The organism is Candidatus Vicinibacter affinis, assembly GCA_016714365.1.
GTDB lineage: Bacteria > Bacteroidota > Bacteroidia > Chitinophagales > Saprospiraceae > Vicinibacter > Vicinibacter affinis.
On the sequence record JADJNH010000005.1, the window covers coordinates 1,772,885 to 1,788,588 of the forward strand.

Genomic DNA, 15,704 nt, shown 5'->3' on the forward strand with positions numbered 1-15,704 from the left:
AGTCAACCAAGACCAAATATAGTAAAATCATGAATATGATTCACCGGATTCAAAAAATCAAGTTTGGAAGAGCATTATTTAGTTGTCAGAAAATCTGTATTTAACTCTTGCAGACTTTTGCTTCCTGCCAAGCTCATGGTGATTTCAAATTCAGCAAGTAGGTTGCGACAATATTCTAAAACACCATGCTTTCCTTGGAGTGCAAGCGCATAAACATAAGGTCTGCCCAACAAGATTCCTTTTGCTCCCAGTGCGAGGGCTGTAAAAATATCTGTTCCGGTACGAACTCCACTGTCCAACAACAACGGATAATTGGCCGGTACCGTTTTTTTGATTTCTTTTAAGGCATCCAAAGACGAAATGACCTGATCTATTTGTCGGCCCCCGTGATTGGAGATGATGATTCCATCAATTCCGGTGTCGATGGTCCGCATGGCATCTGACGGATGAAGAATGCCTTTGAGTAAGATGGGTAATTTTGTGATGGAACGCAGCCATTTAATGTCCTCCCAATTCAGATTGGGTCTTGAGTATAGATCAATAAATGTTTTAACTGCTTTGATCGGGTTTTTCGTTTTCCAGTTTGTGAAATAGGGTTCAGGGTAATTTCTCATCAACTGATGGGCCAAAAGTAACTTTGATAAATTAAACGGAGTTTTTGTGTTGGGTGTGAGATCTGCATTTTGCATAAGTCTTTTAAAAACCGGGTCGGAGGTGTATTGAGCAATTCCCAGTCCCTTAATGAAAGGAAGATAGGCATTGTTTAAATCCCTTTGGCGCCACCCAAGAGTGGTAGTGTCCAAGGTAAGTACGATGGCCTTGCATCCACAGTTTTCCGCCCGGGAAACAAAACTTTCCACCAATTCGTTAGACTTGCTGAAATAAAGCTGAAACCAATAATTATTTCCGGATAGTCTGGATGCACAAGCTTCCATACTATGTGAAGCCTGATTGGAAAATATCATGGGAACTCCTGATGCAGCCGAAGCCTCTGCCAGCTCAAGATCACCGTTTGGATGAGCCAAACTCAATACGCCAATGGGGGCAAACAGGACAGGGGCCTCACTCTTTGTTCCAAATAAGTCAATGGACAAATCGGGAGTGACTCCACCATGTGCCATCTTTGGGATAATCGAATATTTCGAAAAAGCGTCTGCATTATTTTTGATTCCTTTTTCTGAACCTGCGCCGGTTGCAATGTACCCAAAGGCCTCAGGTTTTAATTTTTTTTCTGCAAGATGTTCTAAACTTTGGAAATCCACAGGAATTCCAGGCTTAATGCCTACCGAACCATTTACATAGATTTCTTTTTGCCGGGATGAAGCGGATAAGAAATTCATACTACATGCATTCGATGATGAATTTATTTTTCTTGCCGTTTTCGACCATCAGGAATTTTTCATTTAACAAGTGGTGGCTTTGTATGATGGTATCGGAATCTGTAATTTTTTCTTTATTAAGATTGATTGCATTGTTCTGTAGCGCCCGTCTGGCTTCGCTCTTGGACGTGAACACCGGACAAGATTCGGTAAGGAGATTGACTATGTTTATGCCACCATTTAATGAATCCCGAACCAATTCAAATCGTGGAATTTCTCTGCTCACATCAGTTAACTCTTCAGAAGTCATGGACTTTAAAAAAGCTGCATTACTGTCTCTGCCGAACAACAATTCTGATACCCGAAGCACACGCTGAAAAACATCTTTGCCATGAATGCGGATGGTGATTTCTTCAGCAAGACTTTGTTTTAATATTCTTGGATCCTCACGATGATTGGTTTCAAGATTTTCAATTTCTTCTTTGGTTTTAAAACTGAAATACCGGAGTAATTTTGAAATATCTGCATCGTCTGAATTGAGCCAGAACTGATAGAATTTATAGGGACTGGTCATGTTGGCATCCAACCAAATATTGCCTTCTTCTGATTTGCCAAATTTTTTACCATCCGATTTTGTAAGGAGCGGAGTGGTCACCGCGAAAGCCTTGGAGTCCCTGATGGTTTTGTGTATATAATCTGTGCCGGCCGTGATATTCCCCCATTGATCAGAGCCCCCCATTTGAAGACGGCAATCATATTCTTTATACAAGCAGTGATAATCGTAAGCCTGAAGGAGCTGGTAGGTAAATTCAGTATATGAAATTCCGGTCTCCAATCTGCGTTTTACGGATTCTTTGGCAAGCATGTAGTTAATGGTGGAATTTTTACCGACTTTTCTGAGAAATTCCAAAATGTTCATGTTTTTATAAAAGTCATAATTGTTGACCATGATGGCTTTATTGGTCCCTTCCGTAAAGTTTAACATTTTCATAAACTGTTCCTTTTGGGTGGCAATGTTGCGATCAAGTTCATCTTCCGTTTTAAGTTCACGCTCTTTGTCTTTACCTGAGGGATCACCGATGCGGCCTGTTGCCCCACCCATTACAACAATGGGTTGATGGCCTGATTGTTGAAAAAGGCTCAGCAACATGATCTGTACATAATTCCCAAGTCCCAGAGAGGCAGCCGTAGGGTCAAAGCCAATGTAAGCGGTGGCCATTCCGGAAGCCAGATACTCCTCCAAACCCGGAGTATGGTCCTGCAACATATTTCTCCATCGTAATTCCTCCAAAAAATCTTTCCTTTGCATATAATCTCCGCTAAACTTGTGTTAAGCAGCAAAGATACAACCTTGTTTTGATCGAAATAAGACTTATAGCCGACCGCCTGTCGAGGGCATTTTTCCTAACTTCATTCGGGTTTGCCCTATGAATCTGAGCAGATTTTTAGCCTCCAGGACTTATTCGGCCTTCAATCAATCCCTGATCCGAAACATCATTCGGATTGCAGTCATCTCTACGGCGCTCAGCCTGTCTGTCGTAATTGTATCCTCTTCCGTTTTTGAGGGATTCCAGAAGCTGATTGCACAGAAGGTATTTGGTTTCTGGGGACATATTCACATTACGGATATGCAGGTAAACAGGAGCATTGAGCCCTATGCAATTCAGCACAGCGACAGCATCAAATATCTTATAAGCCATGCAGACTTTAGTCCGGTGAACTTGCCGACTGATGTGATCAGAAAGCTGGAATCGTTTGTGGTGCTCCCCGCCATTGTGGGGATGGATGCGCAATATGAAGGCTTGTTTTTAAAAGGGATTGCATCAGATTTTGATTGGGAATTTTTAGGACAATTTCTTAAATCGGGCAGGTTGCCTGAATTGTCAGACAGCGTTTTTTCGAGAGATATTCTGGTGTCGGAACAAACCGCACTCAAGTTGTCTCTCCAACCGGAACAAAGCCTCATTGCCAATTTTGTAATAGATGGCAAACAAATAAAACGCAAGCTAAAAGTTTGTGGAACCTATCGCACAGGCCTGGAAGAGTATGACCGTAAATTTGCATTGGTAGACATCCGAATGTTGCAACAAGTATTGCAATGGGGGCCTGAGGAAGTAACCGGGATCGAAGTTTTTGCAAAAGACATCCAACTTGTTTCTGAACTGAACAATTTTCTCTATGAAGAAGTCCTTCCTTCGAATTTATATTCAGAAACCATACGCGAGAAATTTCCAAATATTTTTGAGTGGCTCTCCTTGCAAGACATCAACAAGCGTTTTATAATCGGGTTGATTTTATTGGTTTGCATCATCAATATGTCTACTACCTTATTGATACTGATTCTGGAGCGCACACACATGATTGGTTTACTCAGTGCTTTGGGAATGCGGAGTTGGGATCAGCGCAAGGTTTTTGTCCGCTATGGCGTAAGAATTCTGACTCGGGGAATGTTGTACGGTAATATAATTGGGATAGGTCTTTGTCTGATCCAGTGGAAATATAAATTTATCAAACTCAGTGAAGCGGATTATTATCTGGATCATGCGCCGGTAAGTCTCAACCCCTGGACGTGGCTGATAGTGAATGTAATTTTCTTTGTGGTAATCAGCTCAAGCTTGTTGATTCCATCCTACTTAGTCGCGAGAATAAAGCCTGTGAATGCATTGAAGTTCAGGTGACAAAAAATTCTAAGTTAAGTTTGTGTGTATTCAGGATGCTCGTTCTTTAAAAAATATTTTGACACCTGTCAGTAACGGATGACTTTATTAAATTGAATTAATGAAGCGATTGAGTTGTATGGCGATCTGATAGGACCAGAAATAAATGTAATTTTAATGAGCGGGTGATGAATGAACTTTTATACTCGTGATCAATTGTTCAGATTGAGTGATTGCACAAGTAAATTGAAAAAATAAAATCATTTAAAGTATTGACCAAAAAATAAATGCCTGCAAGTTAAATTCCACACTGGACTCTAAAATGCAGGCATTTAATCTGACTTAAATTATTTTTTTCTTAAGCTGGTAATCATTCGTACTGCTTCATCTTCTGCCACTTTATCATTATCTGCAAATGTTATAAAAGCAAAAAAGTTGGTTCCGGACTCCGGATCTATAAAACCAAGGGTAATAATTCTTTGCCCATCTTTGTAGCCTTCTACATAAGAACCTTTTAGTCCATTCATTTCAATGACATCCACGTCGTCCAATTGTTCCATACTCAGTGATTTGGCAATTGCAAGTGTATAGGTGATCATATCTGTTTGGTCTACAGTATTGTCGTCAAATGGAAAAATTCCAAAATCCATACCATCGCCCTTTGCAGTAAATTCATCTGCAGAATTGCTTACAACTTTGAAGTCTTCGGCCAATGTAAATACGATGTTGTGTTGAGTCCATTCAAAATCCCAGTCTTGCTGAGCATTTAAGGTAGATACAGCGAAGGTGCTGCAAATAAATAATAATAAGTTCAGAATAAGTTTCATTATTTTAAATTTAGAAGTTGATGAAATTGAAATTCATAAATTTTATGCGAAATCGGCTCAAGGTACAAAACTTTTAAAGCAAAAATTGCTCTTCGCCTTCCCAATGCCATTGTCACAAATCCATTAGGTTGTATTTTATCAGTTGTACCAAGTAATAATGGGTCTTTCTGGACCAAACATAGGGTGTGGCTTGGATTTATTTTAACTATATTTTAATAGATGGACTAAATCAATTAGGTGCTGGGTTTAAAAATGTCAATCTTTCATTTTGGATTTATAGCTCCATAAATATTGGCAATTATTCATGTATATGTGTGAAGATGATCATAGGGGTGTCTGATAATTTACCGGTGAAGTATTTTGATATGATTTTACAAAAACAACAGTTAATAATCAAATTACAAGATCAAGAAGCAGACATACCCGGTGTAATTTTAACCTTGGTGAAGGCATGCATTAATGGATTTCAAACACCCGTAGGAGATTGATTTTTAGGATTTACAGTTCTTCAAGAAGTTGATTCGGTTTGACACCAGTCTATGAAATGATTCCACTCAAAGAGCTGTCTTCCTGACCTTTGGGAGGGTTTTTGATTTATTTTGAAAATTATTGAATAAATCCTGTCCTCTTGGTAAAATTAAATTAAATTTGTAAGTGAATATTCACTCACATTGTAAATTCAAATAAAATGGACGGCAAGCGCAACATTGCAATTGGTTTTTTAACCATGGGTTTTTTTATGGCCTACGGATTTTTACTAATCTATCTCCGTGATTTTGCTCCGGGTAAAGAAGAATGGGCCAACTCATACAGCATTGGAAAACACTTTGAGAGCAGATTGGCTCATGTTCATGGGAATTTGTTCGCTTTTCTTAATATATTAATTGGCTATCTTCTTTTGCATTTTAAAGACCAGCTCCCAAATGTGAAAACTATATCCTGGTTGGCTTTGACCGGCTTATTCATGCCATTAGGCATTTTATCAGAAGTATATTTTGGTTTGCCTCCTGCATTGGTTTTAGTTGGTGCAATTGCGATGACGACTTCTGTGATCTGGTTGGGCTTTTCCTTTTATAAAATGAAATCTATCAGCGAATAAAAGTATCGAATGTTAAAAGCAATTTCAAATAGACAGCTTGAAATTATCGAAGCAGCAGGAAAAATACTTACCTCGTCGGGGGTAAGTGGTCTGACCATTAAAAACCTTGCAAGAGAAATGAAATTTTCCGAAAGTGCTATTTACAGGCATTTTACAAGTAAGGAGGAAATTATTATTGCCTTGCTTGAATATCTTGCAACGAGTATGGATGAAAGATATACTCAAGCGATTTCAAGAGCCCAATCACCCGAGGAAAAATTCATCACCTTATTTCAAAATCAGTTCGCATTTTTTAAAATAAACCCTCATTTTGTCGTGGCTGTTTTTTCTGATGGACTATTGGAAGAGAGTCAACGCATTAATGAAACCATCTTGAAAATAATGGGGGTAAAGATGAAGCATTTGGGACCCATAATTTTAGAAGGGCAGCAAAAGCATGTGTTTACAAATACTATTAACTCTGAGGAATTAATGAATGTCGTGATGGGAACCTTCCGTTTGCAAATGTTTAAATGGCGGGTTGCAAACTTTCAATTCGATATCGGCAAATCGGGTGACGATATGATAAATTCTGTTTTAAAACTGATAAAAGAAAAATCCAAATGAAAAATCTACCATCCTATTTATTGGCAACAATCCTGGCAGGGTTTGCAATGCTTACTCTATTTTTAAGCACCTCTGTAATTTTTGATTTATTTGGAATCAGGGCCAAAGAAGGCAATTATGTGTTGTTTGTTGTTTGGTCAAATTTCATTTGTAGCTTACTCTACCTTTTTGCTGCCTATGGTTTTGTAAAAAGTAAGAAGTGGACGGCCTCGTTAATGGGAATCTCAACAATTATTTTAGTGGCAGCTTTTATAGGGTTAAGGATTCACGCCAATTCAGGTGGGATTTATGAATCAAAAACCATGGGGGCTTTGATCTTTAGAATTTCTGTAACCATAGTTTTTGCAATGATTGCTTATATCACCATTTCAAAGAAGAAAATATGAAAACAAAATTGATTTTACTGATGCTTGTTGGTATATCCATTTTTAGTTGTAGTGACAAGGGTGCCGATAAATCAAAAATTGAAGACGAATCCGTTGTGAAGGAAGAACATTCCTCCCACAATGATTTGCAGAGCATTGAACTTAATCATGGTGAAAAATGGAAAGTACATGATCATATGTTGGTCCATATCCGCAACATGGAAAAGGAGGTTCAAAATTTCAACACAACAGACCCAAAAAATTACAACTTGCTGGGTGAAAAACTTCAAAATAATATTGATTTGCTTACTTCAAATTGTACTATGGAAGGTAAAGCACATGACGAGCTCCATAAATGGTTATTGCCTTACATTGACATGGTAGCAGAACTTGTGGAGACTAAGGACGAGTCTACTGCCATGAAGCAATTTGAAAACATAAAAAATTCTTTCGAAACATTTAATCAATACTTCCAATGAACATTAAAGAGTTACATGCACAGGATAAAACAGTTTCTGCAGCTTCACTTTTCAAAAGTGATTTGGGCAATGCAACTGCATTACAAATTTTACAAGGTGAAAAATTAAAGGAGCACATCACCAAGACTCCTGCGTGTCTTATTTGCATGGAAGGCAAGGTGGTTTTTGAGAACGAGCAAGGGGTAAAAGAATCTCTTATGTCAGGTGATTATATTAACATTGAACCGTTTGTAAAACATTGGGTCGAAGCAATAATTAACAGTCAATTAATACTCATCAAATAGTAAATTTGGCGAAGAGGATATGACTTAAATACCGGTAATCTTGGACCCTGATATTAATTACAATTGTAAATAGCTCTATCTAGTCATTTGGTCCAAATATAAATTTTGCTTCGCGGTAGGATTCAGAATTTGGGCCTACGAAAACTATGAACTCACCATACTCCGCAAGGTATTCCAGCTGGGTGTTAAAAAATTTTAGATCCTCGGTGGTTATAGTGAAGGTCACATCCCTGGATTCGCCTTTCTTTAAATGTATTTTTTGAAAACCTTTAAGCTCTTTTACGGGTCTGGATACAGATGCAACAGGGTCTCGCAGGTAGAGTTGAATGATTTCTTCACCATCGTAATTGCCGACGTTGCTTATTGTACAAGATACGATTATGTTTTTAGATTGAGTAAGCACTTTCTGACTTAACTTGAGTTCTCCATAATCGAATTTAGTGTAACTGAGCCCGAATCCAAAAGAAAAAAGTGGCAAATTGGATTCATCCAGGTAGTGAGATTTGAATTTTTCAAAATCAATTTTTGTTGCGGGTCTTCCTGTATTTTTATAATTGTAGTATACCGGTATTTGTCCTACATTTCGGGGGAAACTGATGGTTAATTTACCCGAAGGGTTATAATGGCCATACAGCACATCAGCGATTGCATTCCCCGCTTCCGTTCCTGCATGCCAGCTCACCACTAAGGCATCCGCCAATTCATTTTCTTCTTTGAGTACCAGTGGGCGACCATTCATTAAAACAAGAATGAGCGGTTTTCCGATTTTTTTTAAAGCACGAATTAATTTTTTCTGACTTTCAGGAATTTCTAAGTTTGTTCGGCTGGCAGATTCTCCACTCATTTCAGAAGCTTCACCTATTATGGCAACAATCTTATCTGCACCAGCTGCGAGTGTAAGTGCTTCTTCCAACAACTTTTCGGGACTTTTCGAATCAATATCAATGCGAACACCATTAAAGTTTACATTTTTAGCGAAGGTGGTGTCGTCAGAAATATTGGCTCCTTTTGCATAAGAAATCATTCCTGCTGAACAGTATTGCTTCAATCCTTCCAAAACTGTAATGGATTGTTGAGGGTCTCCCGAAACAGCCCAGGTACCTAGCATATTATTTTTATTGTTTGCCAATGGACCTATCAAAGCTATTTTATCTTTTCTGTTCAGGGGCAAGAAATTGTTTTCATTTTTTAGGAGGACACAAGATCTGGCAGCGAGCTCTCTTGCAAATTTTCGATTTTCAGTTGTCATTAATTCCTTTGCGGCGCGGGCTTCATCAATGTAGCGGAATGGGTCCTCAAATAATCCCAATGAATATTTAGCTTCTAAAATTCTTTTGCACGCCTTTTCAATTTGTTGTTTGGTTATTATTTTTTCGGCAAGTAAATTTTTAAGATGTATTAAAAAACCTTCACCAACCATATCCATATCCAGTCCTGCATTTAAGGCTAAGGCCGACACATTTTTCAAGTCTCCCATACCATGTTCCGACATTTCATTCAAGGCAGTGTAATCACTTACCACAAATCCTTTAAATCCCCATTGATTGCGCAGAACATCGGTTAATAACCATCTGTTGCCTGTGGCCGGTATTCCATCTACATCATTAAATGAAGTCATTACGCTGGAAACTCCGGCATCAATGGCAGCTTTATAAGGTGGTAGATAATCTTGATACATTCTGATCTTACTCATGTCAGTGGTATTGTAGTCTCTTCCGCCCTCTGAAGCGCCATAGAGTGCAAAATGTTTGACACAAGAAAGGATGGTGTTGTTCTTGGAAAGATCATTACCCTGATATCCGCGAACCATGGCTTTTGCAACCTGACTGCCATAAAAAGCATCTTCCCCTGACCCTTCAGCAATTCTTCCCCATCTGGGATCTCTGCAAATGTCCACCATTGGCGAAAAGGTCCAGTTAATTCCATTAGCGGAGGCTTCCTGTGCTGCCATTCTTGCACTTTTCTCTATCCATTCCATATCCCAACAAGAGGCCATGCCAAGAGGAATCGGGAAAACAGTCTGGTATCCATGAATAACATCAGATCCAAAAAACAATGGAATTCCAAGTCTGGATTTATTGACCGCCAGTTCCTGAGCTTTGCGTATTTTTTCAGGGCCATGAATGCCAAACAGCGCACCCACATTTCCCTGAATAATTTTTAATTCCACATCCTTACTCACTACGGACCCGGTAAGTATTTCCGAGCCCGGAGTGAGTAGATTCAATTGTCCGATCTTTTCATCCAGGGTCATTTTTTTTAACAGCTTGCGGACGAACATTTCCTTTTTTTTGGTATCTGTTTGTGCATGCATGTGCACAATGCCAATCAGGAAAAAGCAAATAATAAATGAACGCATCGTTATTGGGAAAAATCTTAAGCTTGACATGAGATCTTGAATCATAAATTTTAATTGAAAGAGTAATTCTCCTGAGAAGTCATTATTTTTTTTGAATCGATTGTTTGTATGAAATGCAGAGTCGTTCTATTAAATGGATGGTTAAAAAATAATGGGTGCATTTATTTATTCAGATTTAACCACCGGGTGCTGCTGAGATGTCCCGGATTCATTTATGGCTTCAATGCTGAAGTAATAAGTTTTAAGTGCATCCAGTGTTTTAAGCCAATATTCATTTTGATCGTAGACCATAATGGAACTGTATTTTTTATCAGGAGCAGTACCGTAATAAATTTGGTATGCGTATGCATTGTTTACCGGATTCCATTTTAACCATGCGGAGCGTTTGTCCTTTTCTGTTCTTAAGACCATAAAATTCTTAACTGGATCAGGTTTATCCATCCCACCATGTCCAAAAATTCTGAATCCGCTGATGGCAAATTTACCGGTGGGCATTTTAATATTTTCAAGTTTTACATAGCGGTATTTTTTTGGGAGGGAGAGTGGGATATAATCGTGCGGAACATCTTCATGATTATTTCTTTTGTCTGCCATGATTTCCCACTTTTTACCATCGATAGAACCATAAATGATGTATTGATGAAAAACTCCGGATGATTTTCCAAGATATTCTGCATCCTGATCAGCATAGTTTATTTGGATGGCGAAAATTTCAGATACAGAACTAAGGTCTGAACTGATCCATTCTCCTGGTTGATCAGTTCTGGCACTCCAATACGTTTTTATATTTTCATCAACCGCAAAATTAGAATAGTGTGCACCCAAGGTGCTCGAGACCTGAACAGGTTTCTGGTAATTAAGCAACATCCAACCGGTAAAAAGATCATCCCGATTTTGACTTTCGTATGAGGGTATGTAATGAGGATAGTCTCCGAAAGATGTGTTGCAAAACATGACATCATCCTGATCAAAACCTGCCGGCCATAGTCCGATACGGCGTTCAAAATTATTTTTAACAGCGATGGCAATGGTGGATGTATGCCAGTAATTATTGAAATTATCTTTAAAAGTTGCACCGTGTCCCGCACCTCTTGTAAAACCGCCTGATTTCATACTCAGAGGGTCAGATTGGCTGGCAAACCAACCTAATGGTTCATTGCCCACGGCAACTCCATCTGCGTATCCGCTGAATTCAGTTCCCGGTGCACCATACTGGAGATAATATTTGCCGTTGTGTTTGGTGATGAAAGCTCCCTCTATGAATGGATCCAAAAATGTATTGTCCTGATGTTCTCCAAATCTTTGCCAGCCATATCTCCAGGACTCCAAAAAGTATAATTCTTTTCTGGTGCCCACTGGTTTAAAAGTTTTGCGGTCCAATTCAATGCCATATAAAGGCCATCGGTTGCTGCTTCCATTGTACATGTAAAATCTACCGTCGTCATCTGTAAAAAAAGCTGGATCCCATCCTCCGATTTCAAAACTATCCACTAAAGGTTTCCATTCATTTTTCTTGGGATCGGTGCTCATCCAAAGAGTGAAATTGCTGTTATAGGTTGAACCAAAAACAATCATCGTGTCACCTATGATTCCTACTCCGGGTGCACAAAGTTCATCGTAGGATTGATTCCAGGGGCGCAGAAATTTTCTTGATAAAAAATTCCATTTCGCAAGATCATCACTCCACCAATAGCCCCATTGATTGGTACTGAATAAAAAATAAGTTCCCTTGTAATTAACGATCACGGGGTCTGCCGTAGCACGATGTTTTCCCCAATTGGTAAAATTAGGAATGGGGGTGTATCCGTAATCCAGGTTCAGAGGATTGCAATATGTTTTTCTCTGAGCGTAATTCCATTGCTGGGAAATTATGCAGAAGGTGAGTATGAGGCAGTAGAAGATGCATCTTTTAAGACATCTATGGTTGCAATGTCATTTGAATTGATATTTCGAATGTCTGTAGTAATTACGCCATCCACAACATAAAGTGGATCCGCACCTCCCAGAATCGAACCCACTCCACGAATTCTTACTTTTGGACTGGAACCGGGTGCACCCGAATTGATAATACTTACACCAGCAACTTTTCCTTGTATGGCCTGAGTTGCAGTCAATGCCGGAATGTTTCGAATGTCAGCTGCCTTGATGGTGGAAGAAGACCCTGTGAGATCAGATTTTTTTGTAGTTCCATATCCTATGACGACCACTTGTTCTAATAATTTCGAATCCTCTACAAGATTAAAATCATAGGTTCCGGTTTCGCGGATTTCTTTTTCCAGGGTAAGGTAACCGGTCATGCTGATTTTTAATACGCAGGGAAGCTCAACTTCCAAAGTGAAATTACCCAATTCGTCAGTCAACGTACCTTGTGTAGTTCCTTTTACAGCTATGGTGGCATAAGGTAATTTTTCTTGCGAAGTTCCGGTAACAGATCCCTTTAAGGAGGCAATTGTTGTCTGGGAAAATACATTGTATACTACCATCCAACTAATAATAAGGAAAGGCAGGAATTGAAATTTTTTCATTCGCATTCAAGTTAAATTTAACTTTATTAGAATGGCTAAGTTAATGCATTAAGCCGAAAAAGTTTTTTTTATGCTGTTTATTGAAATTTTTGTTTTACTTCATCGGTGTGTCCAACAATAATTCAAAGTCAACCTAATTTTTTTGGCATTGGGTCCTCTGCAAAAATTTCATGAAGAGCTGATGGATGAAACGATTTATTAAAGGGTTAACAAATCAATTGCTGCAGTTGTAGTGAATATGAAGGGATAAATCCAATATGTTACATCTTTCTGTCAGGATGTTGTAATATTTTTGGATATTGATGGAATAATATTGATTTTTTCATAAAAATTAGGTACATTCACAACATTCTTAATTTGTAAACCTAAACTTTAAAAAAATGGGAAATTTACTTTATCTAATAGCAGTAATATTAATTATTGGCTGGGCCTTGGGATTTTTTGTTTTCCATGCAGGCGGATTGTTGCATATTTTATTGGTGATAGCTTTAATTGCAATCATCCTACGAGTAATTCAAGGCGGGAAAGTACTGTAGTTAATAATTTGCATTAAACAATTGTTGAGTCTTCTGTAAAATTAGGCTGGGTTTGGTATTTGCTTTTTAAAGTGCCAATCAATCATCAGATAGTTTTATTCTGAAAAGGGAGTTCACTGACGCTTCTTGTCCAAATTCTGATAAACTTAATGGCTTCCAATATTGCCAACATGATTAGAGAGGCTATGATGGAAGTTTTGAAGTGGGCATAACCAGGAAATTCAAAACCAAAAAGTGTCTGTAGGTAAGGAACGGTTATGGTGAGCATCAATAGAGAGACAGCGGCAAGCAGAATGAAAATGGCTGCTTTGTTTTGGTTGATGAAAACAGATAGGAAACTTCGTGTTTTGGAAAGGTTGTTGAGAATAAGGAAAATGTTTCCCACAATTAAAGCGGAGAAAGTAATGGCTCTTACTTCACCTTGAGAGTGTCCCTCTTCAACAGACATAAAATAAATCACCAGCACCATCGCCAGTAAGATGAGTCCCTGAAGAATGCTGAACATCATCTGGCTCGTACCGAAGAATTTTTTATTGGTTTTTCTGGGAGGCCGGTGCATGATTTCTTTTTCTTCTGCCTCGGATTCGAATGCTATGGAACAAACCGGATCAATGATCAATTCCATAAATACGATATGCAGGGGCATCAAAATGGTAGGAATGGAAGATATGAATGCAGGGATCAGGCTTAACCCTATAATGGGGATGTGAATGGCAATGATGTAAGACATAGCTTTTTGTAAATTATCAAATATCCTTCTGCCGGAACGTATCGCCGCAACAATCGAGGCAAAGTTGTCATCCAATAAAACCAGAGAAGAGGCTTCCCTTGCTACGTCTGTGCCTTTCCCACCCATGGCGATACCTATATTGGCAGCTTTCAAGGCAGGGGCATCATTCACGCCGTCTCCTGTCATTGCAACAATCTCATGGTTTTGCTGAAGTGCTTTTACAATGCGCAATTTTTGTTCCGGGATCACCCTGGCAAAAATGTTGACTTCTTCAATTTTTTCTTTAAGCTTTTCGTCATTCATTTGACCAAGTTCTTCTCCGGTCATTATTTTACCATCCTTGTGTAAACCGATTTGTTTACCAATACTTTTTGCAGTAACCGGATAATCACCGGTGATCATTATGACCTTGACACCAGCTGCGTAGCTTTCTTGTATTGCCTGACGAACTTCCGGTCTCACAGGATCTTCCAATCCAAGGAATCCAAGAAAATGAAAATGAAATCCCATCTGAGTTTCCGGAAGATCCGGGGAAGCATTTTTAAGGTGTGCTATTGCAAGTACCCGATATCCTTGTGCTGCAAGTTGGTGTAAAGCATTTAAATGTTTTGTTTTATCCTGAGCAGAAATTTTGCATAAGTCGAGGACTGTTTCCGGTGCTCCTTTTACAGAAATGCTGACATGACCTGATTCATCTTTCATCACTCTGGTGGTTGCCATCAAGTTTCTGCTAAACGGATATTCTTTAATCAAGGTAAGTTCTTGTGGTGGTTCCTTATTTATTTCCTTAAAAACATTGATGATGGCAAATTCGGTAGGGTCAATAGAATCAGGAATGGATGCTTTGAAGCCTGAGTAAAGTAATTCTCTTAGTTGTAAATGGTTGTCGTGAAAAATATTTTTATGCATGATCCTGTTACCGTCATAAATAGCGGTGACTTCCATTTTATTCTGGGTGATGGTCCCGGTCTTATCGCTGCACAGGACGGTTGCAGATCCCAGAGATTCGATGGCAGAAGGATTTCGGGTTAAGACTTTTTTTTGGGAAAGTCTCCAGGCGCCCAAGGCTAAAAAAATGGTCATAACGACCGGAAATTCTTCGGGCAGAATGGCCATTGCAGAAGCAAGACCTGTAAGCAACGCGTAAATCAAATCTCCCTTCGTGAAATAATAAGCAATGATCACAGCCAGACTAATAATTCCTCCTACGAAAAAGAGAGTGCGAATCAGAGCTTTCATTTCTTTCTGAAGCCTGGTTTGTTCTTGCACAATTCCTGTTAGGGCAGATCCAATTTTACCAAACGAAGTGTTTGGCCCGGTTGCAAACACTTCCACAATCGCAGTCCCCCTTACGACCAGGCTTCCACTGAATACAACCCCCTCATGGTTATTTTTTTCGGATTGTATCGTTTTGCGGACAGGTATAGACTCTCCTGTAAGAAGTGATTCATCGGCATGCAGATTGTTTTCTTCTATTAGGTTTGCATCAGCTGCGATCCTGTCTCCCTCGTTGAGGACTAATAAGTCGCCGGGAACCACTTCTCTCCCCGGAATTCTGATTCTTTGTCCGTCACGGATGACCAGGGCTCTCGGAGAAGCCAGACTTTTCAAGGCTTCCAATGCTTTCTCAGTCTTCTGATATTGGTAGAAAGTGATGAAAATGATAATTAAGATGGACGATAACAAGATAATTCCTTCCCGGTAATCACCCAAAATCATATACAAGATCCCGCACCCAATTAAAAGAGCAAACATAGGCTCCTTCATAACTTCAAGTGCAATAAGCCATAAGCTCTTAGGCTTTGCGGAGGGCAACTCATTATATCCATGCCGAATTAGATTTTCTCTGGCGGCAGAAGTGTTTAAACCGTTATGATCCATACTTATCTCAATCCCCGAAGTTAAAGCTTTTATTGAT

General features: G+C 39.1%; 15 protein-coding genes. 8 read left to right on the forward strand and 7 right to left on the reverse strand.

All coding sequences use genetic code 11. The features are described from left to right. Nucleotides 1–74: 74 nt before the first annotated feature. Nucleotides 75–1,340: an alpha-hydroxy-acid oxidizing protein gene (locus IPJ53_07005; GenBank protein MBK7798841.1), complete on the reverse strand. Its 1,266-nt coding sequence runs from the start codon at nucleotides 1,338–1,340 to the stop codon at nucleotides 75–77. Between the two features lies 1 nt (nucleotide 1,341). Further along, nucleotides 1,342–2,628 (reverse strand): tyrosine--tRNA ligase, encoded by a 1,287-nt coding sequence (locus IPJ53_07010; protein ID MBK7798842.1) that lies wholly within the window; start codon nucleotides 2,626–2,628, stop codon nucleotides 1,342–1,344. Nucleotides 2,629–2,746: 118 nt separating this feature from the next. On the opposite strand from IPJ53_07010, the gene IPJ53_07015 reads away from it, so the two are divergent. Continuing rightward, nucleotides 2,747–3,997, forward strand: a complete 1,251-nt coding sequence (locus IPJ53_07015; protein ID MBK7798843.1) for an ABC transporter permease — start codon at nucleotides 2,747–2,749, stop codon at nucleotides 3,995–3,997. Between the two features lie 326 nt (nucleotides 3,998–4,323). Here the strand turns inward: IPJ53_07015 and IPJ53_07020 are convergent, their stop codons facing one another. Beyond that, nucleotides 4,324–4,803: a hypothetical protein gene (locus IPJ53_07020; GenBank protein MBK7798844.1), complete on the reverse strand. Its 480-nt coding sequence runs from the start codon at nucleotides 4,801–4,803 to the stop codon at nucleotides 4,324–4,326. Between the two features lie 185 nt (nucleotides 4,804–4,988). Between IPJ53_07020 and IPJ53_07025 the strand changes: the two genes are divergently transcribed. The 6 genes from IPJ53_07025 to IPJ53_07050 all read left to right on the forward strand — a co-directional run bounded on the left by IPJ53_07025 (nucleotide 4,989) and on the right by IPJ53_07050 (nucleotide 7,636). Next, a complete protein-coding gene (locus IPJ53_07025) occupies nucleotides 4,989–5,291 on the forward strand; it encodes a hypothetical protein (GenBank protein MBK7798845.1) in 303 nt (100 codons plus the stop codon). Nucleotides 5,292–5,491: 200 nt separating this feature from the next. Then, entirely contained in the window at nucleotides 5,492–5,902 is a 411-nt protein-coding gene (locus IPJ53_07030; GenBank protein ID MBK7798846.1) for a hypothetical protein, read from the forward strand. 9 nt (nucleotides 5,903–5,911) lie between these two features. Next, complete coding sequence (locus IPJ53_07035) at nucleotides 5,912–6,508, forward strand: TetR/AcrR family transcriptional regulator (protein MBK7798847.1); 597 nt, start codon at nucleotides 5,912–5,914, stop codon at nucleotides 6,506–6,508. Further along, nucleotides 6,505–6,894 carry a hypothetical protein gene (locus IPJ53_07040; GenBank protein ID MBK7798848.1) on the forward strand — a complete coding sequence of 130 codons (390 nt, stop codon included), beginning with the start codon at nucleotides 6,505–6,507 and terminating at the stop codon, nucleotides 6,892–6,894. Before IPJ53_07035 ends, IPJ53_07040 begins: the two co-directional genes overlap by 4 nt. Further along, nucleotides 6,891–7,352 carry a hypothetical protein gene (locus tag IPJ53_07045; protein ID MBK7798849.1) on the forward strand — a complete coding sequence of 154 codons (462 nt, stop codon included), beginning with the start codon at nucleotides 6,891–6,893 and terminating at the stop codon, nucleotides 7,350–7,352. The genes IPJ53_07040 and IPJ53_07045 overlap by 4 nt, the downstream gene beginning before the upstream one ends. Then, nucleotides 7,349–7,636 carry a hypothetical protein gene (locus IPJ53_07050; protein ID MBK7798850.1) on the forward strand — a complete coding sequence of 96 codons (288 nt, stop codon included), beginning with the start codon at nucleotides 7,349–7,351 and terminating at the stop codon, nucleotides 7,634–7,636. Before IPJ53_07045 ends, IPJ53_07050 begins: the two co-directional genes overlap by 4 nt. A 79-nt stretch (nucleotides 7,637–7,715) precedes the next feature. Here the strand turns inward: IPJ53_07050 and bglX are convergent, their stop codons facing one another. From bglX to IPJ53_07065, 3 genes are all read right to left on the reverse strand, one after another. Continuing rightward, the gene (gene bglX, locus IPJ53_07055) at nucleotides 7,716–9,995 is read right to left on the reverse strand and encodes a beta-glucosidase BglX (protein ID MBK7798851.1); all 2,280 of its coding nucleotides are present in this window, start codon (nucleotides 9,993–9,995) and stop codon (nucleotides 7,716–7,718) included. A gap of 165 nt (nucleotides 9,996–10,160) precedes the next feature. Then, nucleotides 10,161–11,897: a family 43 glycosylhydrolase gene (locus IPJ53_07060; GenBank protein ID MBK7798852.1), complete on the reverse strand. Its 1,737-nt coding sequence runs from the start codon at nucleotides 11,895–11,897 to the stop codon at nucleotides 10,161–10,163. Then, entirely contained in the window at nucleotides 11,864–12,520 is a 657-nt protein-coding gene (locus IPJ53_07065; GenBank protein MBK7798853.1) for a TonB-dependent receptor plug domain-containing protein, read from the reverse strand. Before IPJ53_07065 ends, IPJ53_07060 begins: the two co-directional genes overlap by 34 nt. A gap of 380 nt (nucleotides 12,521–12,900) precedes the next feature. Between IPJ53_07065 and IPJ53_07070 the strand changes: the two genes are divergently transcribed. Further along, nucleotides 12,901–13,056, forward strand: a complete 156-nt coding sequence (locus tag IPJ53_07070; GenBank protein MBK7798854.1) for a lmo0937 family membrane protein — start codon at nucleotides 12,901–12,903, stop codon at nucleotides 13,054–13,056. 85 nt (nucleotides 13,057–13,141) lie between these two features. On the opposite strand, the gene IPJ53_07075 is transcribed toward IPJ53_07070, so the two are convergent. Further along, a complete protein-coding gene (locus IPJ53_07075; protein ID MBK7798855.1) occupies nucleotides 13,142–15,667 on the reverse strand; it encodes a cation-translocating P-type ATPase in 2,526 nt (841 codons plus the stop codon). Nucleotides 15,668–15,704: the final 37 nt, after the last annotated feature.